The 18,559-nt window shown below is 65.2% G+C and carries 20 protein-coding genes and 1 riboswitch; of the genes, 3 read left to right on the forward strand and 17 right to left on the reverse strand.

What is annotated here, in order from left to right; all coding sequences use genetic code 11:
- Nucleotides 1-54 precede the first annotated feature (54 nt).
- Entirely contained in the window at nt 55-411 is a 357-nt protein-coding gene (locus tag RIC54_RS25995) for a RidA family protein (protein ID WP_007669733.1), read from the forward strand.
- Between the two features lie 60 nt (nt 412-471).
- Here RIC54_RS25995 and RIC54_RS27090 read toward each other — a convergent pair whose 3' ends face one another.
- The 3 genes from RIC54_RS27090 to RIC54_RS26010 all read right to left on the reverse strand — a co-directional run bounded on the left by RIC54_RS27090 (nt 472) and on the right by RIC54_RS26010 (nt 3,062).
- Complete coding sequence (locus tag RIC54_RS27090) at nt 472-1,011, reverse strand: protein-tyrosine phosphatase family protein (protein ID WP_502989689.1); 540 nt, start codon at nt 1,009-1,011, stop codon at nt 472-474.
- Nucleotides 957-2,174: a polyhydroxyalkanoate depolymerase gene (locus RIC54_RS26005; protein WP_350094120.1), complete on the reverse strand. Its 1,218-nt coding sequence runs from the start codon at nt 2,172-2,174 to the stop codon at nt 957-959. The genes RIC54_RS27090 and RIC54_RS26005 overlap by 55 nt, the downstream gene beginning before the upstream one ends.
- A 240-nt stretch (nt 2,175-2,414) precedes the next feature.
- Entirely contained in the window at nt 2,415-3,062 is a 648-nt protein-coding gene (locus RIC54_RS26010) for a HupE/UreJ family protein (RefSeq protein ID WP_350094123.1), read from the reverse strand.
- A 36-nt stretch (nt 3,063-3,098) separates the two neighbouring features.
- A riboswitch (cobalamin riboswitch) is annotated at nt 3,099-3,311 on the reverse strand.
- 120 nt (nt 3,312-3,431) lie between these two features.
- Between RIC54_RS26010 and RIC54_RS26015 the strand changes: the two genes are divergently transcribed.
- The gene (locus tag RIC54_RS26015; RefSeq protein ID WP_350094126.1) at nt 3,432-4,904 is read left to right on the forward strand and encodes an AMP nucleosidase; all 1,473 of its coding nucleotides are present in this window, start codon (nt 3,432-3,434) and stop codon (nt 4,902-4,904) included.
- Between the two features lie 6 nt (nt 4,905-4,910).
- Here RIC54_RS26015 and RIC54_RS26020 read toward each other — a convergent pair whose 3' ends face one another.
- The 14 genes from RIC54_RS26020 to RIC54_RS26085 all read right to left on the reverse strand — a co-directional run bounded on the left by RIC54_RS26020 (nt 4,911) and on the right by RIC54_RS26085 (nt 18,178).
- Nucleotides 4,911-5,192, reverse strand: coding sequence for a hypothetical protein (locus RIC54_RS26020; RefSeq protein ID WP_350094129.1), 282 nt, complete (start codon nt 5,190-5,192; stop codon nt 4,911-4,913).
- 84 nt (nt 5,193-5,276) lie between these two features.
- Nucleotides 5,277-6,323, reverse strand: coding sequence for a Leu/Phe/Val dehydrogenase (locus RIC54_RS26025; protein WP_350094133.1), 1,047 nt, complete (start codon nt 6,321-6,323; stop codon nt 5,277-5,279).
- A 159-nt stretch (nt 6,324-6,482) separates the two neighbouring features.
- Nucleotides 6,483-7,499 (reverse strand): branched-chain amino acid ABC transporter permease, encoded by a 1,017-nt coding sequence (locus RIC54_RS26030; RefSeq protein ID WP_350094136.1) that lies wholly within the window; start codon nt 7,497-7,499, stop codon nt 6,483-6,485.
- A 13-nt stretch (nt 7,500-7,512) separates the two neighbouring features.
- Nucleotides 7,513-8,388 (reverse strand): branched-chain amino acid ABC transporter permease, encoded by an 876-nt coding sequence (locus tag RIC54_RS26035; RefSeq protein ID WP_350094139.1) that lies wholly within the window; start codon nt 8,386-8,388, stop codon nt 7,513-7,515.
- Between the two features lie 14 nt (nt 8,389-8,402).
- Complete coding sequence (locus tag RIC54_RS26040) at nt 8,403-9,107, reverse strand: ABC transporter ATP-binding protein (protein WP_350151586.1); 705 nt, start codon at nt 9,105-9,107, stop codon at nt 8,403-8,405.
- Complete coding sequence (locus RIC54_RS26045; RefSeq protein ID WP_350151588.1) at nt 9,101-9,901, reverse strand: ABC transporter ATP-binding protein; 801 nt, start codon at nt 9,899-9,901, stop codon at nt 9,101-9,103. The genes RIC54_RS26040 and RIC54_RS26045 overlap by 7 nt, the downstream gene beginning before the upstream one ends.
- Before the next feature lie 48 nt (nt 9,902-9,949).
- Nucleotides 9,950-11,257, reverse strand: coding sequence for an ABC transporter substrate-binding protein (locus RIC54_RS26050; protein WP_350094148.1), 1,308 nt, complete (start codon nt 11,255-11,257; stop codon nt 9,950-9,952).
- A gap of 231 nt (nt 11,258-11,488) precedes the next feature.
- Nucleotides 11,489-12,286 (reverse strand): ABC transporter ATP-binding protein, encoded by a 798-nt coding sequence (locus tag RIC54_RS26055; RefSeq protein ID WP_350094151.1) that lies wholly within the window; start codon nt 12,284-12,286, stop codon nt 11,489-11,491.
- Entirely contained in the window at nt 12,270-13,133 is an 864-nt protein-coding gene (locus RIC54_RS26060; RefSeq protein WP_350094154.1) for an ABC transporter ATP-binding protein, read from the reverse strand. Before RIC54_RS26060 ends, RIC54_RS26055 begins: the two co-directional genes overlap by 17 nt.
- On the reverse strand, nt 13,130-14,062 hold the full coding sequence (locus tag RIC54_RS26065; RefSeq protein ID WP_350094157.1) for an ABC transporter permease: 933 nt from the start codon (nt 14,060-14,062) through the stop codon (nt 13,130-13,132). Before RIC54_RS26065 ends, RIC54_RS26060 begins: the two co-directional genes overlap by 4 nt.
- Before the next feature lie 10 nt (nt 14,063-14,072).
- Nucleotides 14,073-15,134 (reverse strand): ABC transporter permease, encoded by a 1,062-nt coding sequence (locus tag RIC54_RS26070; RefSeq protein ID WP_350094160.1) that lies wholly within the window; start codon nt 15,132-15,134, stop codon nt 14,073-14,075.
- Nucleotides 15,135-15,143: 9 nt separating this feature from the next.
- Nucleotides 15,144-16,742: an ABC transporter substrate-binding protein gene (locus tag RIC54_RS26075; protein WP_350094163.1), complete on the reverse strand. Its 1,599-nt coding sequence runs from the start codon at nt 16,740-16,742 to the stop codon at nt 15,144-15,146.
- A 156-nt stretch (nt 16,743-16,898) separates the two neighbouring features.
- On the reverse strand, nt 16,899-17,666 hold the full coding sequence (locus RIC54_RS26080) for an SDR family NAD(P)-dependent oxidoreductase (protein ID WP_350094166.1): 768 nt from the start codon (nt 17,664-17,666) through the stop codon (nt 16,899-16,901).
- On the reverse strand, nt 17,663-18,178 hold the full coding sequence (locus tag RIC54_RS26085; protein ID WP_350094169.1) for an acyl-CoA thioesterase: 516 nt from the start codon (nt 18,176-18,178) through the stop codon (nt 17,663-17,665). Before RIC54_RS26085 ends, RIC54_RS26080 begins: the two co-directional genes overlap by 4 nt.
- Before the next feature lie 183 nt (nt 18,179-18,361).
- Here RIC54_RS26085 and RIC54_RS26090 point away from each other — a divergent pair, with 183 nt between their 5' ends.
- The gene (locus RIC54_RS26090; RefSeq protein ID WP_350094172.1) at nt 18,362-18,544 is read left to right on the forward strand and encodes a CbtB domain-containing protein; all 183 of its coding nucleotides are present in this window, start codon (nt 18,362-18,364) and stop codon (nt 18,542-18,544) included.
- The last annotated feature ends 15 nt before the right edge of the window (nt 18,545-18,559 follow it).

Consider the following 18,559-nt stretch of genomic DNA (forward strand, 5'->3'; position numbering starts at 1 on the left):
CGCTGCGCTCTCGCGCAACGCATCGAACCCCCAATGCAACAGGGATATCTTCTCATGACCATCAAACGCTTCCAGACGGCGGCCCGGATGAGCCAGGCCGTGGTCCATGGCGGTACCGTCTATCTCGCCGGCCAGGTTGCCCAGGACGCTCCGGGCGCCAGCGTCGCCGAGCAGACCAAGAACATCCTGGCGCGCATCGACGCCCTGCTGGCAGAAGCCGGCAGCGACAAGTCCCAGGCGCTGTCCGCCACCATCTGGCTGAACTCGATGGACGACTTCGCCGAGATGAACGGTGTGTGGGACGCCTGGGTTTCGCCGGGCAACACCCCGGCCCGCGCCTGCGTGGAGTCGCCGAAGCTGGCGTCGCCGAAGTTCACTGTAGAGATCGGCATTATCGCGGCTGTGAAGTAAGCACCTCGACCGGGGCCGCCATCGGTGACGGCGGCGGTCCCGCTCGAAGCGCTGCCAGCGTTACCCGCTGACCGAGATCTGCCGCAACCAGGCTTCCTGATCGGCGGTCTCGATGGCGCCCGGGCGGGCCGATCGGACAGCGCCGATCGCGTCGTCCGGCGCAAGACCGCCGGCGATCAGCAGGGCGGCGACGATCGTACCGCTGCGCCCGCGGCCGGCCCGGCAATGCACCAGTACTTTTCCCCCGCCGTTGAGTCGACCGAGCAGGCAGTCCCGCAAGGCCGGCCACGCCTGGTTGAAGCGATCGTCCGGCGCGGCGAAATCGTCGATCGGAGCGTTGCGCCACGCCAATCCGGCCGTAGCAAGATGACCGGCCAGATCCGGCATGCCGAGGCTTGCTGGTTCGTCCGGCTTGGTGAGGCCTATGACTTTGTCCGCTCCCCACGCGGCGATCGCCGACGGGTCGCCCTCACCGATCGGGACGGGGCCGAGCGCCAGTCGCCCCGGCCACGGCCCGCCGTTGACGGCGGCGATTGGGTATCCGGTCAGGAGACATCCCGAATGAAGCGGCCGATGACGGGCGCGATGTTCTCGCGCCACTTGCGGCCATTGAAGATGCCGTAGTGGCCGACCGCTTTCTCCAGATGGTCACGGCGGCGGGCATCGGGAATGTTCGGCGTCAAACGATGCGCGCCGAGTGTCTGACCGGGGGCGGAGATGTCGTCGAGTTCACCTTCCACGGTAAGCAGGGCGGTTTTCCGGATTGCTTCCGGCCGCACCGGCATCCCACACCACTCCATCGTGCCGAGTGGCAGTTGGCGTTCCTTGAACACCCGCTGGACAGTCTCAAGGTAGTACTCGGCCGGGACGTCCATTACCGACAGATATTCGTTGTAGAACCGCTGCTTGCCTTCGGCCGATTCTCCGTCACCTTCCACCAGATGTCGGAACATCTCCATGTGAGCCGTCACATGCCGGTCGGGGTTCATCGCGATGAATGCGCCGATCTGCAGAAAGCCCGGATAGACCCGGCGATGCGCGCCTGGATAGTAAGCCGGCACCGTGGTGATGCACCGGGTCTCGAACCAACTCATGTCGCGGGCATCGGCGAGTTGGGTAACCACCGTCGGGGCGCCGTCCGGATCGATCGGGCCGCCCATCAAGGTCATCGACGCGGGTTGCGCCGGGTCGTCCTGGTCAGCGAGCAGGGCGACCGCCGCAAGCGTGATCGGCGCCGGCTGACAAACCGCGATGACGTGGAGATCGGGCGCCAGATGACGCATGAAGTCCATCAGCAAAGTCATGTAGTCGTCGAGGTGGAAGAACCCCTGGCTCAGCGGAATGCCACGCGCGTCGGTCCAGTCCGTGATGTACACGTCGTGATCGGCGATCAGGGCTTGTACTGTTCCGCGCAGCAGCGTTGCGTAGTGACCGGAGACCGGGGCGATCAACAGCACCTTCGGATCCTGGCGCGTGGTATCGCGCCGGACATGGACCAGATCGCAGAATGGCGTCGACAGAACCGAGTCGAATGACACGGCGACCGGTCCATCGGGGGTCTGGGCGGTGTCGATCTCCCAGTCGGGCTTGCCGCGGTACTTGATCACGCTGTCCAGCACCTCGACTCCGGCTTCGAGGGCCCGACCGAAGGCAACGTAGGACAACGGTGCCAGCGGGTGGCCATTCATCGCCATGGTCGTCTGGGTGAACAGCCGGACCGGCGCCATCAGGGCCCGCTGGGTCTCGTACAGGGAGTAGAGCAAGACGGGGTTCTCCGTTCCGGAATGGAACTGTTCGAACAAAAGTCCGCTATCAGACTCCCCGTATCATGAAAGATCAAGGTTGACGGTCCGTTAACGGACCCGGGAGCCGGAACACAGCAGGTCTCGCAGATGTCCGGGTGCCGTGGAGTTCTGCGGTGAACGGCCGCTGGCCGCCCCTTCTGCCTGCTCGAATGAGAGACGGCGCCACCCGGTCGGGGGCGGCGCCGTGTCGGGTTCTGATTAGGCCAGAATCAGTGCCTCGAGGTTTTCGATCAGGAATGCGACGCCGATTCCGGCGATCAGCGCACCGGCGAGTCGGGGTTGGATTGCCGCCGGACCGGCTGAGTTCCAGATCCTTAGAGTCACGTAGCCCGCGGCCAATGCCAGCGCGTACTGAACCGCGGCAAACCCGGCCAGATAGGCCAGAAGTGGCGCGGGTTCGGCACCCACGATGCTTTCCCCGTACGCCCAGCCATGGAACAGGCCGGCAACCGCGAACAGGCCGATCAGAATGAAGCTACCCCTCGCACGACCTGACAACACCAGCGTACCGAGCGCGACGATCGAGGCGGCGATGACCGTTTCTGCGATCGGCAACGCCGTTCCGGCAACTTGAACCAAACAGCCGGCGATTGTGGCTGCGATGAAGGCCAATGGTGTCAGGAAGCGTCTGCTGGTGAATGCGGCGGCGAGCCCGACAGCGATCACGAAAGCCAGATGATCGATCCCGATGATGGGATGGCCGAGTCCGGAGAGCAGGCCGGTCGCAACGGTTTGTGGCGTTGCGCCACCCATCGGGTGGTGAGCGAACGCCGGATTCGCCGAGATGGCGAGGAAAGTTGGAGCGAGCGCCGTCACGGCAGCCGCCCACAGATGTCGTGTCATCATGGAACATTCTCCCCGGTCGTCCACCCGACGACCGTCTCAGGTTTCAGGGTGGTGGCAGGTCTCCTGGCTCGCGCGTCACAGCGTCTCATCCAGCCTTCCCAGCAGTGCCAGTGGCCGTGTGGATGACGCTCAGCGCTCACAGTTGCGGGGGCAGCCACGGATTCGCTCCCTGATGGGTACGCTTCACCGTGTTCCCTATTATGCCGTCGTCGCGATCGCTCCGGCGGCACCACCGGTCGGGAGTGTTGCCGCCGGAGCGATCGGCATCAAGGGTCAAATTCCTCGGCCCCGTCGACGTCGGGTTCATGGCCGGTTGCGGCGCGTCCGTGGTAAGATTCGCACCCGTTGACCGGAATGGTTGCCCGAATCATGGATGCGTCATCCGTCTCCCGCGCCCCTCTCGATCCACCGTTGCTGTGCGATGACGCGGAGTCCGTGGTGGCCGCGCTCGACCGGCTGTACCGAACGCAGATCGAGTTCCTGCAAGCCGGCTTTCAGGCGTTCAGGGCCGGAGAACTGCAAGGACGGGTCCGGGCGGTCTATCCGATGGCGCGCCTGGTGGTTGACGAGGACCACGCGCCGATTCCGGCGGCCACGTTCGGCTTCGCCGATCAGCCGGGGGTCTACGAAGGCAGCTTTACCCGGATCGACCTGTTTCGAGGGCACCTGTCCAAGCAGTTCGCCCAGATCATCGAGAACCATGCCCAGCCGATCGAGGTCGGGTTGTCGGAAACGCCGATCCCGCTGCCGTTCGCGTTTCCCGACGGGATGAACGTGGGCGACGGCTTCGATGCGGCGGCGATGACCCGGCTGAAGCGGCATTTCGATATGCCGGCACTGGCGCTGATGGACGACCGGATCGTCAACGGCGACATCAGGTCCAACCCGGGCGATCCGCTGCCGCTTGGCCTGTTCACCGCGCCACGCGTCGACTACTCGCTGCACCGGCTGCGGCACTATTGCGGGACTGCACCGGAGTACTTCCAGAATTTCGTGCTGTTCACCAACTATCAGGTCTATGTCGACGGCTTCGTGCAGCGCGCCGAGGCGCTGGTCCGCGATCCCGGCAGCGGGTACACGGCGTTCGTTGAGCCGGGAGGCCGGATCCTGCGCAAGGATGGCACCGCGATCGGCGTGCCTGCCCAAAGATCACCGCAGATGCCGGCCTATCACCTGGTCCGCGAGGGCCACCAGGGCGTGACGATGATCAACATCGGGGTCGGGCCCTCCAACGCCAAGACCATCACCGATCATGTGGCGGTGCTGCGCCCGAACGCCTGGATCATGCTTGGACATTGTGCCGGTTTGCGGAACACCCAGCGGCTTGGCGATTACGTCCTGGCCCATGCCTATCACCGCGACGACCACGTGCTGGACGACGACCTGCCGGTTTGGGTCCCGATCCCGGCTCTCGCCGAGGTTCAGCAGGCGCTGGAGAAGGCGGTAGCCGACGTCACCGGCCTGGACGCGGTCGGGGTCAAGCGGATCATGCGCACCGGCACCGTGGCGTCGACCGACAACCGGAACTGGGAACTGCGCGAGCAGCATGAGCCGGACCGCGCCCTGTCCCTGTCGCGGGCCATCGCGCTCGACATGGAGAGTGCGACGGTGGCCGCCAACGGTTTCCGATTCCGGGTGCCCTACGGAACGCTGCTGTGCGTGTCGGACAAGCCGCTTCACGGCGAACTCAAGCTGCCGGGAATGGCCGACGACTTCTATCGCCGGCAGGTCGCCCAGCATCTCGATATCGGCTTCCGGACCATGGAACTGCTGCGCGCCTTGCCGCCGGAGCAACTGCAGTCGCGCAAGCTGCGCAGTTTCAACGAGGTGCCGCTGCAATAGCTCCGATCAGTAGTAGACCTTTCGGGATTTGGATATCTGCAGGCCGTCTGGGTCGAAGATCGTTATGATGGCCCCTTTGATAGTGATGGTGCCGTCTGCGATCTCGACCTCCAAGTTCGATCCCTTGGCGGGGCGCAACTTCATGCCCATGTGGCAAGGCGCGTTCGGCTTTCCGGCTTCCGGTGCAAAAAACTCCCGGATCGCTCGACCAACACGTCGTAGGGGTGCTGCGGTCACCTGACCGTCGGCGGGCAATGTCATTTGTGAAAGACAATGAGTACCGCACATCATTCACTCCCCAGCTTTGCATGTGTTCCAACGCTGTATCGGGGTGTGCGGGATTGGGCATTGATTCAGCGCAAATAAGGCAACCTATGCTGCCCGTAAGCGTGCTTCTGCCCGACGATCAGCGGCCAAAGATGTTGGAATTCGATCGCGATCCGACAACTCGAAGATCTCGGTCAGCGTGTCGTGAATGCGACCGACATGGGCGAAGGCGGCCTGCCGATCGTAGGGTCGGCCAGTTCGAGTCGACTCGTAGGCGACATGGATGATGCCGCCCGCGTTGATGGCGTAGTCCGGCGCATAGAGGATGCCCCGATCGAAAAGTGCGTCGCCATGGCGGGCTTCGGCGAGTTGGTTGTTGGCGGAACCGGCCACCACCGGTGCGCGCAGCTCCGGGATCGTCGCGTCGTTCAGGGTGGCGCCCAGAGCGCACGGCGAAAAGACCTCCGCTTCCTCAGCATGGATGTTCGCAGGGTCGGCTGATCTGGCGTCGAACTCCCGGACCGCCGAGGCGACGCGCACCGGATCGATATCGGCGACGATCAGTTTCGCGCCGGCTTCGGCGAGAAGGCCGGCGAGCCCGATCCCGACGTGGCCGAGACCCTGGATGGCCACCCGCAGGCCGTTGACGTCCGACACGCCGAGACGATGCCGCAGTGCAGCTTTGATCCCGACGAACACCCCTAAGGCGGTGGCCGGTGAGGGATCGCCCGCGCCGCCTTCGGCGATACCCGCCACATGAGCGGTCGTGTGCCGTACGACTTCCAGATCGGCCACCGACGTGCCGACATCCTCGGCAGTGACATAGGCGCCACCAAGGCTCTCAATCGCGCATCCGAACGCCTCCCACAGGGCATCGGTCTTATCGCGCGATGGGTCGCCGAGAATGACCGCCTTGCCGCCGCCGAAGGGTAGATCGGCAAGCGCAGACTTGTACGTCATGCCTCGTGACAGCCGCAGCGCATCGGCAATGGCGTCATTCTCGTGCGGGTACTGCCACATACGGCATCCGCCGAGGGCGGGTCCCCGTGTGGTGTCGTGAACCGCGATGATGGCGCGCAGTCCAGACGCTGGATCGGATGCGAATACAACCTGCTCGTGGTCCGCGAAATCCGGAGCGGTGAAGACGGACATGACCTTCCTCCCACGGTGTTGCGCTATGAAGGAAAGCTTGGGTAGCCGAAGCGGTTCCGCAACCGGAACGGCCGGAAAAGACCGAACCGGTCCTTTTCGCCGTGACTTGGTGGCCCCGCGTTGCCGGATGGATCCGGGCAGCGACAGAAAGCTGCCCGGTTATTCGCCAGGTTGAACGCGTGGCGGGGTGACGCGCGCGGTGAAGGATTCGATGGCTTTGCCGAGCACGCCACGGGGCATGTAGATGATGAAAAGGATCAGCATCAACCCGTAGATCGTCACGTCGAGGCCATGGAACTCGTTGCCGAACCCGAGGCGCAGGCCTTCGCCAAGCAGGATCGTGATGACCGCGCCGACCGTCGGGCCGAGCTGCACGAACATGCCACCGGCGATCACCGCAAAGACGATCTGCAGTGAGATCGCGATGCCCGACACGGTCTCGGGGTTGATGTACTGCTGGTATTGGCCATAGACGGCGCCACCGAAGGCGGTCATCGCCGCCGAGATGACGGTGACCGTCAGCTTGGTCCGGGTGACGTTGATGCCGACGGAGGCGGAGGCGTCCTCCTCCTGGCTGATCGCCTCCATGGCGTAGCGCAGCATCGACCGGTCGACCGCCCGCCAGATCAGCAGCCCGACCAGCCAGACGCCGACAATGATGTAGAACCACACCGACTTGGAGGCGAACTGCAAAGCGTAGAACGACACCGGATTCTCCGGCGACACCATGCCGGCCGGGGTTACGCCGAGCGAACCACCGGTGTGATCGCGCAGGGCGACAATGAGAAGCCGGGCCACCTCGGTCAATGCCAGCGTCACCAGCGCGAAATAGTGGCCGGTGATCTTGAAGCGGAAGCAGGGCAGGCCGATCAGCAGGCCCAGAACCGCCGACAGCAGAATCGAGATCGGAATGCCGACCCAAGGGGTCAGCCCGAAATGGTTCCACAGCATGGTGGTGCCGTAGGCGCCGACGCCGAGAAACGCGCCGTGCCCAAGCGAGACCAGCCCGAACCGACCCATGACCGACCAACTGGTGTAGATGAACGCCCACAGCAGGATCGAGATGGCGATGTGCAGCACATAGTCGCTGAAGCCCAGCAGCGGCAGGGTCAGCAGGGCGGCCAGCAGGATGCCCTTGAAGGCGTTGGTTCCAGTGAGGAAGCTCGAGGAGCCCATCAGTCGATCTCCCTCAATTCCGCGATCCGAGGATGCCCTGGGGGCGGATGAACATCATGACGATGAAGAACACGAAGGCCAGCACGTAGCCCCACTCGACCTCGGCGTAGAAGCCACCCAGCGCGATGAACTCGGCGAAGATGAAGGCGGCGATGAACCCGCCGATCATGTTGCCGAGCCCGCCCAGCACGCAGACCATGAAGGTGATCGGCCCGAAGGTCAGGCCGATCGCCGGATGGATGTCGTACAGCAGCACCAGCAGGCATGCGCCAAGCCCGGCGAGCCCGCCGCCAAGGGCGGAGGTCACCAGATAGATCTTGCGCGGGCTGACGCCCATGAGCGGCATCACGTCCCGGTCCTGGCTGATCGCCCGGATGGCGGTACCGAGGTAGGTCTTCTTCAGGAACAGCCACAGCCCGAGCACCGCGACCAGCGAGACGGCGAACGCGATGATCCGCGAGACCGGGAAGAACATGTTGCCGGCCTCGAAGCTGCCGAACGACACGCCGAGATTCCGGAACTCGACGGAGAACATCATGGTCGCCAGACCCTGCAGGAAGAACAGCACACCGCCGGTGACCAGCAACTGGTTGATCGGCTCGGTATGCAGGATCGGCCTGATGACCAGGTGGTGAAGGATGGCGCCAAGGATGGCGACCACCACCACGCCGGCGGCGAACGCCAGAGGCAGCGGCACGCCGTACTCGGTGTACATGAAGAAGATCGTGTACATGCCGAGCATGATCAACTCGGCGTAGCAAATCCACACCACGTCGATCACGCCGAAGATGATGTTCAGCCCGAGCGACAGCAGCGCCAGGACCCCGCCGAACAGCAGGCCCTGGATCACCGTTTCCCAGAGGAATGGATCGGTCAGCGAGAATTCCATGACAGACCCTCCCTTTACAGGCCGATATAGGCGCGACGGACTTCGTCGTTCGCCAGGAGATCAGCAGCAGGTCCGCTCATCTTGATGCGGCCGACTTCGAGCAGGTACGCGCGGTCGACCACCTTCAGGACCTGCTGGATGTTCTGCTCGACGATCAGCACGGTGTAGCCCTCCTCGCGGATCCTCCGCACCAGGTCGAAGACCTGCTGCACGATCACCGGCGCCAAGCCGGCGGATGGCTCGTCGAGCAGCAGCAGTTTCGGACCCGACATCAGGCCGCGTCCGATTGCGCACATCTGCTGTTCGCCGCCCGACAGGGTGCCGGCCAGCTGGTGGCAGCGCTCCTTCATGCGGGGGAACAGCTCGTAGACGAAATCGAGGCGCTCGTCGTAGTGACTGCGCGCGCTGGCGACGAAGGCACCCATGCGCAGGTTCTCTTCGACCGTCAGTCGGGGGAACAGCCGTCGGTGCTCCGGGACATGCGCGATGCCAAGTTCGATGATCTGGTGGCTCGGCACCTCGTCGACCGAACGGCCTTCCATGGCGATATGACCGCCGGTCATGGCAATGACCTTGGAGATCACCCGCAGCAGCGAGGTCTTGCCGGCGCCGTTCGGGCCGATCACCGCAACCGCTTCACCGGCGCGCACTTCGAGGCTGACGCCGAACAGGGCCTGGAAGGTCCCATAGCCGGCCGACACATTCTCAAGGGTCAGCATACGGCGGCCTCCGGGCCGGTCGGGGAACCGGCGCGGCGGCCGGCGACCTGGGTCTGAATGGTCTCGGCGTCGCTGCCGAGATACACCTCGACCACCTTCGGGTCGTGGGCGACGTCATGCGGCAGGCCGCTGGCGATCACTTCGCCGTGGTCGAGAACGACGCACCGGTCCACCACCCGCATCAGCACGCCCATGATGTGCTCGACCCAGATGATGGTGATGCCCTTCTCGCGACGAATGTCGCTCAGCATGTCGGCCGCCTGGTCCATCTCTTGCTCGTCGAGGCCACCCAGGCTCTCGTCGGCCAGCAGCAGGCGCGGCTGCGTGGCCAGCGCCCGGGCCAGTTCCAGCTTCTTCAGGCCGGCGGCACCCAGCCCGTCGACCCGTACGCCTGGGTCGTTCGGCAGGCGGGTGAGGGCCAGCGCTTCCTCGGCGCGGCGCCAGGCTTCGGAGCGCGATATCAGGCTGTTGGCTCCGTAGTACGCCGCCACCGCGACGTTCTCCAGGACCGTCAGTTTGCGGAACGGCCGGGGGATCTGGTAGGTCCGGGCGATGCCCATGTGACAGACCTCGGTCGGGGATTTCCCGCCGATCTCCCGGCCATCCAATACGATCGAACCGCCCGACGGCGTCAGGGCGCCGGCGATGAGGTTGAAGGTGGTGCTTTTCCCCGAACCGTTCGGCCCGATCAGGCCGAGGATCTCGCCCTCGTCCAGATCGAAGCCGATGCGGTCGACGGCGGTAAAGCCGCCAAACCGCTTCGTCAGGTCACGCACCTGCAACATGCTTCCCATCGCCGGTCCCCGCGTCGACGTCAGAACAAACGGATCAAGTCGTGGATGTCAGCGAGCGTAGGAATGCCCGCTCGGCAACGGCAGCACCGGATCCATCGTCTTGATTGCGGTCGGCCAGACGATCTTGGTCTCGCCGTTCACGTACTGCATGACGACCGGCGACGACCGGGCGTTCTGGCCGGCCATCTCGTCGCCCGGCGGGTTGAATTTCACGCCGTAGCCCTGGATCGTGCCGCCGACCGGGATGTCGGTGTCGAGTGCCGCCTTGCGCAGCGCTTCGGGGTCATAGCCGCCGTAGGTCTTGATGGCGCGCGGCAGCACGTCGGTGAAGAACACCCAGGATTGGTTGAAGCCCATGGAGGTGTGTGGCGGCACCTGGGCAGCGTTCGTCTGGGCTTTATAGCGCTTGATCATTTCAGCGGTCAGATCGCCGAGACCGGGAGCCAGGGTCTTCGGGTCGAGCAACTGTGCCGCGACCGGGTCGACGTTGTAGATGTAGTCGGCATCCTTGCCGAAGGTGTCCTTCAGTTTGTCGATCTGGCCGTAGCCGGCGCCATGACCGATCAGAGCCGCCCACTTCAGGCCTTGCTCCTTCGCCTGGCGCAGGAACAGCGTGATGTCCGGATTGTAGCCGGTATGCAGGATCACGTCCGGCCGGGCCCGACGCAGCTTGGTGACAAGGCTGGACAGGTCGGGAGCCGTCGCGGCATAGCCCTCCTTGAGGACCACCGTCATGCCGTTCTTCTTGCAGGTCTCGTCATTGCCGGCAGCCACGCCGGCACCATATGGGCCGTCCTCATGGATGATCGCGACCTTGAGGTCGGCCGGCTTGATACCGAGCTTCTTCTCGGCGTTCTCGTTCAGGAAGGTGCAGGAGGCCCAGCCGAACTGGTCGGTGTGGACCTGACCGCGGAACACGTAGCTCAGGTTCTTGCCCTTGAACACCGCGGAGGCCGTGCAGACGTTCGCCCACATGAACTTCTTCTGCGCGTCGATCTTCTGCGCCATCGGGACGCAGTGCGCCGACGAGTAGACGCCCATGATCAGGTCGACCTTCTCCTGGTCGAGCAGGCGGCTGGTCTCGTTGATCGCGACCTCGGCCTTAGACTGGGCGTCGGCGGTGATCGCCTCGATCTTGTGGCCCTCGACGCCGCCCTTCTCGTTGATCATGTCGATGGCGATCTGGGTACCGATGGCGGCGGCCTGTGATCCGCCGGCGGCGAACGGGCCGGTGAAGTCGTAGATCACGCCGATGCGGATCGGGTCGGCCGCCTGGGCAGCGGTGAGTGGCAGCGCAGCAGCCGCGACCCCCAGCATACCCCATGCGGCGCGACGCACGGATGTCGTGAACGTCATGACGCTTCCTCCTGAATGATGATGCCGGCCGGTGGCCCCGGCTCTGGAACGATGGCGCGGGCAGTGTCCGTGGCAAAACGCCACGGAGTCAACCGGCTGGCATATGAGATGGCGGTAAAGAAATTTGTTGACGCGGCGCCACCAATGGACCGGGACGGATGCTGTCCGCATGTGTCCCGGCGGGATATCCCGGTGCGCGGCCGTCAGAACAGGGGGGCTGTCCACCGGGACTCAGTTGAACGTCTCCAGCGCGTCCACCGCCGCCCTGTCGTACCCGAGAGAGGCTTTCAGAAGTTGGCGCGTATAGGGATGCGACGGCTCGGAGCGGCGGAGCTGGTCGACGGTCATCTCCTCGACCACCCGGCCGGCGTTCATCACCGCCATCCGGTCGCACATGTGGGCGATCACCGACAGGTCGTGGCTGACCAGAACGTAGGTCAGCTTGTGCTCGGCCTTCAGGCGCTGCAGCAGGTTCAGGATCTCGGCCTGAACGGACACGTCGAGCGCCGAGGTCGGCTCGTCCAGCAGCAGGATCTTCGGCTCCAGCATCAGCGCGCGGGCGATCGCCACCCGCTGGCGCTGGCCGCCTGACAGCTGATGCGGGTAACGGAAGCGGAACTCGGGACCGAGGCCAACATCGCGCAGGATCTCGTTGACCCGCTGGTCGATGTTCGCGACCTCATGGATCCGGCCCGGCTCGCTCAGTGTCCGGTCGACGGTGTGGCGCGGGTGCAGGGAGCCGTAGGGATCCTGGAACACCATCTGGACGGTTTCGTAGAACGCCTTGGTGCGCTTTGGTCCCAGGTCGCTGCCGTCGACGGAAATGCGACCGGTCCAGTTGCGGGCCAGCCCGGCGATGGCGCGCAGCACCGTCGACTTGCCCGAACCCGATTCGCCGACGAGGCCGAAGCTCTCGCCACGCCGGACGGTCAGGGAGACGTCGCGGACCGCATGAACTTCGTCCTCGTACTTGCCGAACCGGACATCCAGATGCTCGATCACCAAGGCGTTGTCAGAGGATGCGGGCATCGACACCGGGCTCCGTCTTCCAGGCTTCGTCGCGTGTCAGGGTCGACAGGCGCGGGATCGGCTGGTCGACCCGGGGTAGCGAGGCAAGCAGCCCGCGGGTGTAGGGATGCTGCGCCTTGTGCAGTTCCGATGCCTTGCAGGTCTCGACAATCTGCCCGGCATACATGATCACCACCCGGTCGCAGAACGACGCCACAAGGTTGAGGTCGTGGGACACGAACATCAGCCCCATGCCACGCTGGCTGACCAGGTCGTCGACGATCGCCAGGACCTGCATCTGCACGGTCACGTCGAGCGCCGAGGTCGGTTCGTCGGCGATCAGCAGGTCGGGATCCGGAATCAGCATCATGGCAATCATGATGCGCTGGCCCATGCCGCCTGACACTTCGTGCGGGTAGGCGCCGAACACCCGTTCAGGGTCGCGGATCCGAACTGCCTTAAGCATGTCCAGGGTGCGCAGCCGGGCCTCCGAGCGCGACGCGGCGGTGTGCACCTGATAGGCCTCGGCGATCTGCCGGCCGACCGTCATCACCGGATTCAGTGAGAATTTCGGGTCCTGCATCACCATGGCGATCCTGTTGCCGCGGACCGAGCGGTACTCCCGCTCGGACAGCGCCAGCAGGTCGGTGCCGTCGAAGTGCATCTTGCGCGCCTCGACGATTCCCGGCGGCCGGATCAGCCCAAGCACGGCGCGGCCGGTCATGGTCTTTCCCGAGCCGGATTCCCCGACGATGCCGACCTTCTCCCGGCCGACCGAGAAGCTGATGTTGCGCACCGCCTCGACCACCCGGTTGCGGGTCGGAAATCGGACGCTGAGGCCTTCGACCTCCAGCAGCGGCGTGCTCATCGGCCGGACCTCGGGTCGAGGGCGTCGCGCAGGCCGTCGCCCAGCAGGTTGAAGCCGAGGCTGACGATGAAGATCGCGAGGCCCGGCATGGCGGCAACCCACCACTGGTCGAGGATGAACAGCCGGCCGGTGGAGATCATGGCTCCCCATTCCGGCAGCGGCGGCTGCGCGCCGAGACCGAGGAAGCCGAGGCCCGCTGCGGTGAGGATGATACCGGCCATGTCCAGGGTGACCCGCACGATCACGCTCGATACGCACAAGGGCATGACGTGGCCGATCACGATGCGCAGCGGCGAGGCACCCTGCAGGCGGATGGCCGCGATGAAGTCGGAGTTGCGGATGGTCAGGGTTTCGGCCCGCGCAATACGGGCGTAGGGCGGCCACGAGGTGAGCGCGATCGCCAGCACCGCGTTGCCGATGCCCGGTCCGAGAGCGGCCACGAAGGCGAGCGCCAGCACCAGGCGCGGGAACGCCAGGAACACGTCGGTCATCCGCATCAGGACGACGTCGACCCAGCCGCCGGCATAGCCGGCCACTGTGCCGACGATCAGCCCGGCAACCGGCGCCGTGAACACCACCAGGGCGACCACGTACAGGGTGATGCGGGCGCCATAGAGTAGGCGGCTCAGGATATCGCGGCCGAGTTCGTCGGTGCCGAGCAGGTTGCCGTCGGTACCGGGCGGCAGCAACCGACGCCCGAGATCTTGGGCCAGCGGATCGTGCGGGGCCAGCAGCGGCGCGAAGATCGCGGCAAGGATGAGGGTGACGACGATGGCTAGGCCGAGCATGGCGAGCGGGTTGCGCGCCAGCCCGAGCCAGCCGAGGAACCACTGAACGCAGCGGGCCTGCATCCGGCTGCTCGGCGTCTCGCTGGTCAGCCAGGCAAACAGGGCGCTGCGGCGTCCGTGGGAGATGGCGTGATCGGTCATGCCGGCCTCCTCAACGGGCGCGTGGGTCGAAGACCCGGTACAGCAGGTCGGACAGCAGGTTCAGTCCGACGAACACGATCCCGACCATGACGGTTCCGCCCAGCACGGCGTTCATGTCGGCCGACAGCAGGGCGTTCGTGATGTAGAAGCCGATGCCCGGCCAGGCGAAGACGATTTCGGTCAACACCGACCCCTCGAGCAGGTTGGCGTAGCTGAGCGCGATCACCGTGATTAGCGGGACCATGACGTTGCCCAGCGCGTGGCGCCAGATCACCATCCACTCGGACAACCCCTTCACGCGCGCGGTCGTCACGTATTCCTGGGCGAGCTGCTCCAGCATGAAGCTGCGGGTCATCCGGCTGATGTAGGCAAGCGAGTAGTAGCCGAGCACGGAGGCCGGCAGGATGATGTGCGACAGCGCGTTGGCGAACACCTCGGTGTTACCGGCCAGCAGGCTGTCGATCAGGATGACGCCGGTGACCTGGGGCACCACGTCGTCGAAGAAGATGTCGAGGCGTCCGGGACCCGCGACCCAGTCGAGCTTGCCGTAGAAAATCATTAGGCCCATCAGGCCAAGCCAGAACACCGGCATCGAATAGCCGAACAGGCCGAGCAGACGGACCAGGTGGTCGGGCCAACGCCCGGCGTTGACCGCTGCGATCACCCCGGCCGGAATACCGATGAACACGCCAAACAGGGTCGCGACCGAGGCCAACTCCAGCGTGGCGGGAAACACCCGAGCGATGTCGTCGATCACCGGGCGCGAGGTCAGCAGCGAGTTCCCGAAGTTGCCGGTCAGGACTTCGCCGATGTAGTTCAGGAACTGAACGATCAGCGGATCGTCGAGGCCCATCGACGCCCGGGTCGCGTCATAGACCTCCTTGGTTGCGCGTTCGCCGACCACCGCCAGGACGGGATCGATCGGCATGACGCGACCGATCAGGAAGGTGATCAGCAACAGGCCGAGCAAGGTCACCGCCAGCGAGATCAGCAGGCGGCCACCCTTCAAAACGCCGGAACGGGAGGAGAGCCATGCTCTCCTCCCGCCCGAGGTGGAACCGGTGAGGCTCATCGGTTCTGGTTACTTCGTCACGGTCCAGTAGTAGACCGACGAGATCGCGCTGCCGGTCACTAGACCTTCCACGCCCTTGCGGACGCCGGTCTGCTCGATCTTCTGGAACAGCATCACGAACGGGCTGGTCTTCTGGTGCTCGGCCTGGATGGCGCGATACATCTCGGCCCGCTTGGCGGTCTCGGCCTCCTCAACGGCGGCTTCGGTCGCCTTCGACATCTGCGGGATGTCCCAGGCGTTGCGCCAGGCCAGCTTCCCGGTCAGCTTCGCTTCGTCGGTGTTGTTCGGGTTGTGCGCGAAGGTATCGGCGTTGGTGTGGGGATCCGGATAGTCCGGGCCCCAGGCGCCGAGGTAGATGTCGTGCTCACGTGCGCGGTACTCGCCCAGCGACTGCTTGCCGGTCATCGCGGTCAACTCGACCTTGACGCCCGCCTGGGTCAGCGTGCCCTGGATCGCCTGGGCGATCGCCATGGTCTGCGGGTCGTTGCGGTGGTTGATCTTCACCGCGAGGTCGCTGGCATGGCCGGCTTCCGCCAGCAGCGCCTTGGCCTTCGCAATATCGAGCTTGTACGGCTTGTCCTTCAGCTCGCCGAGGTAGGTCAGCGGCAGGAAGGCCTGATGGACGGTGTACTGACCCTTCAGGATCGTGTCGGTCATGCCCTTGTAGTCGACCGCCCACTTGAAGGCCTCGATGACCTTGGGGTCATTGAGCGGTGCCTTCTTCTGGTTCAGGGCCATGTACATGATGCGGCCGCGCAGATCCTCGGCGACCTTGATGTCGGCGTTGCTGGAGACCGCCGCGATGTCCTCGGGGCTCAGGTTGCGGGCAACGTCGATGTCGCCCTTCTCCAGCAGCAGGCGCTGGCTGGCCGACTCGGAGATGTGGCGGACGAACACCCGCTTCATCGCCGGCTTGGCGCGCCAGTAGCTCTCGTTGGCCTCAAGGACATAGGACTCGTTCGGCTTCCAGGCCTTCAGCGAATAGGCGCCGGTGCCGGCCGTGTTGGTCTTCAGCCACTCGTAGCCGAAATCGCCGTCCTTCTCGTGCTCGAGAGCGGTCTTCTTGTCGACGATCGAGCCGATGGTGGCGCTCAGGCAGTTCAGCACGAAGGACTGCGCATACTTCTTGTCGGTGACGATGACCAGGGTGCTGGCATCGGTCGCCTTGATCGTCTCGTTGACGTTGTCCTTGTTGAAGCCGAACTGCGTCAGGATGAACGACGGGGTCTTCTGCAGAAGGACGGCACGGCGCAGCGTGAACTCGGCGTCGGCTGCCGTGAACGGATTGCCGGACTGGAACTTCACGCCCTCGCGCATCTTCAGGGTGAAGGTCTTGCCGTCCTCGCTGACCGTCCACGAGGTCGCCAGGCCCGGCTGGTAGCCGGCGCTGAGGTTCTTCGGGTCGAACTCGACGAGATGGTCGTAGGTGTTCTGCAGCAGGTCGCCGCCGGAAAACTCGAACGCCTCAGCCGGGTCGAGCGACACGATGTCGTCGATGCTGGTGGCGATCACGAGCGTGTCTTTGGGCGTGGCCGCGAGCGCTGCCGTCGAGGTCATGGCGACCGCGGCAAGCATGCCCGCCGCGAACGCGGACGTGAACTTGGTCATCTGTGAAGCCTCCTGTTCGGGTCGGTGGCCGATGTCTGCCCCGAACCCGCCTTCCATGGACGGGGGATTGTTACAGCTTTGACCGTTGCGAGAGAAACTGATTCCGCTTGAATTCAATATGGTAGCGAGCTCGCCTGAAAGGCGGCCGTCGCGTGGTCAGGTCAGCTTCCAGCCACCGGCCACGTCGATGACCTGCCCGGTGACGAAATGGCCGGCCTCGGAGGTCAGGAACAGCGCGGATTCAGCCACATCACCGGGCGTGCCGAGGCGGCGCATCGGGGTGTCGAGCACGATCGCCTCGTTCACCGCCGGGTCGACGCCGCGCATCAGCGGTGTGTCGATCCGCCCGGGCGCCAGGGCGTTGACGTTGATGCCCGATGGGCCGAGTTCGCCCGCCAGATGCTTGGTGAAGCCGACCAGCCCGGCCTTGGTCGCCGGATAGTGGGCGCCGACGAATCCGACATGGGTCTTGGCCGCAACCGACGACTGGTTGACAATCGAGCCCCAGCCGCGCCGCGCCATGTCGGCGCCGAACACCCGCACCCCGTGGAACGCGCCGGTCAGGTTCACGCCCAGCACCCGCTGCCACTCCGCCGGATCCATGGTCAGGACCGAAGCCGGCTGCCCCTGGTGCTTCGGCGAGATCCCTGCGTTGTTGACCAGGATATCGACCGGGCCGAGTGCTGCCTCGATCTCCCGCCCGGCCGACTCGACCGCTTGGAACACCGCGACGTCGCAGGTCAGCGCCATGGCCTTGCCGCCGGCACCGGCGATCATCCCCGCGGTATCCTCTGCGGCGTTGCCGTTGGCATCCAGGATCGCAACGGCCGCACCCGCCCCGGCCAAGGCTTGGGCGATCGCCCGGCCGATCCCGGAGCCGCCGCCGGTGACGACGGCGACGCGGTTGGCGTGGGTCTTGCTCATCGGGATTCCTCCACCGGCGCGTCGAGCGCCCGGATCGCGTACCGGACAGGATCTGGGATCGCCACCTTTTCGCCGGTGGCGTTGATCATCAGCACCAGGACCGCCGCGCAGGTGCAGGCGCAGCCGTTTTCGCTCCAGGCGGCGTACTCCATCACGAACGAGGTCCGGCGCATCGACTTGACCCGGGCGGTGACGAATACCGGATCGTGATAGGCCAGCGGCCGAAGGTAGCGCGTTTCCAGGTTCATCATCACCGGCCCCGGCGCGTCGACCGAATGGCGGGGCAGGCCTGCGGCTTCCAGGTACAGGTTCCGCGCCGACTCGAACCACAACAGGAAGCTGGTGTGGTTGGCGTGCCGGAACGCGTCGACGTCGCGCCATTCGACCAGCCTGGACTGGCCGAAAGCCCAGCCCGGCTCGATCCCGAACCGGGCACGATCGGCTTCGGTGACACGCAGTTGCGCGAACGAGGGGACCGCGAGGTCGGCGGCGGGAGAGGGGATGTCGTTCATGGCACAGGGGGCGGTTGAGGTTTCGCGGCATCTTTGACGACGGAGTGCCGGCCCGCAACCGCGGTTCATCGGCTACGGTCGATTGCTCGCGTTGACCGGCGGTCGGCAGTCGACTAGGGATTCGAACGCGGGCGGGTGTTATGCTGCTGCCCGGCAGATCAATGAACGGCCATGGAGACCGGCATGACCACACAGGCTTTGAAGCAGGGCGCCGCCCGGGTGACCCGCCGCGAGGCGATGGTCGCCGCGTTCTTCGCGCTGTTCCTGGGCAGCGTGCTGACCTTCGGTACCGGGTTGGCGGGGGCGAGCGCGATGCACAACGCCGCCCATGACTGGCGCCATTCGATGGGCTTCCCCTGCCACTGACCGGCCGAGGATCGG

Origin of the sequence: Thalassobaculum sp. (genome assembly GCF_040219215.1) — a bacterium.
Lineage (GTDB): Bacteria > Pseudomonadota > Alphaproteobacteria > Thalassobaculales > Thalassobaculaceae > Thalassobaculum_A.

Bases quoted from the DNA above. Each gene is read 5' to 3' on its own strand.
- RIC54_RS25995 (WP_007669733.1), top strand. From the start codon at position 55: ATGACCATCAAACGCTTCCAGACGGCGGCCCGGATGAGCCAGGCCGTG.
- RIC54_RS26010 (WP_350094123.1), bottom strand. From the start codon at position 3,062: ATGATGACACGACATCTGTGGGCGGCTGCCGTGACGGCGCTCGCTCCA.
- RIC54_RS26015 (WP_350094126.1), top strand. From the start codon at position 3,432: ATGGATGCGTCATCCGTCTCCCGCGCCCCTCTCGATCCACCGTTGCTG.
- RIC54_RS26020 (WP_350094129.1), bottom strand. From the start codon at position 5,192: ATGTGCGGTACTCATTGTCTTTCACAAATGACATTGCCCGCCGACGGT.
- RIC54_RS26025 (WP_350094133.1), bottom strand. From the start codon at position 6,323: ATGTCCGTCTTCACCGCTCCGGATTTCGCGGACCACGAGCAGGTTGTA.
- RIC54_RS26030 (WP_350094136.1), bottom strand. From the start codon at position 7,499: ATGGGCTCCTCGAGCTTCCTCACTGGAACCAACGCCTTCAAGGGCATC.
- RIC54_RS26035 (WP_350094139.1), bottom strand. From the start codon at position 8,388: ATGGAATTCTCGCTGACCGATCCATTCCTCTGGGAAACGGTGATCCAG.
- RIC54_RS26040 (WP_350151586.1), bottom strand. From the start codon at position 9,107: ATGCTGACCCTTGAGAATGTGTCGGCCGGCTATGGGACCTTCCAGGCC.
- RIC54_RS26045 (WP_350151588.1), bottom strand. From the start codon at position 9,901: ATGGGAAGCATGTTGCAGGTGCGTGACCTGACGAAGCGGTTTGGCGGC.
- RIC54_RS26050 (WP_350094148.1), bottom strand. From the start codon at position 11,257: ATGACGTTCACGACATCCGTGCGTCGCGCCGCATGGGGTATGCTGGGG.
- RIC54_RS26055 (WP_350094151.1), bottom strand. From the start codon at position 12,286: ATGCCCGCATCCTCTGACAACGCCTTGGTGATCGAGCATCTGGATGTC.
- RIC54_RS26060 (WP_350094154.1), bottom strand. From the start codon at position 13,133: ATGAGCACGCCGCTGCTGGAGGTCGAAGGCCTCAGCGTCCGATTTCCG.
- RIC54_RS26065 (WP_350094157.1), bottom strand. From the start codon at position 14,062: ATGACCGATCACGCCATCTCCCACGGACGCCGCAGCGCCCTGTTTGCC.
- RIC54_RS26070 (WP_350094160.1), bottom strand. From the start codon at position 15,134: ATGAGCCTCACCGGTTCCACCTCGGGCGGGAGGAGAGCATGGCTCTCC.
- RIC54_RS26075 (WP_350094163.1), bottom strand. From the start codon at position 16,742: ATGACCAAGTTCACGTCCGCGTTCGCGGCGGGCATGCTTGCCGCGGTC.
- RIC54_RS26080 (WP_350094166.1), bottom strand. From the start codon at position 17,666: ATGAGCAAGACCCACGCCAACCGCGTCGCCGTCGTCACCGGCGGCGGC.
- RIC54_RS26085 (WP_350094169.1), bottom strand. From the start codon at position 18,178: ATGAACGACATCCCCTCTCCCGCCGCCGACCTCGCGGTCCCCTCGTTC.
- RIC54_RS26090 (WP_350094172.1), top strand. From the start codon at position 18,362: ATGACCACACAGGCTTTGAAGCAGGGCGCCGCCCGGGTGACCCGCCGC.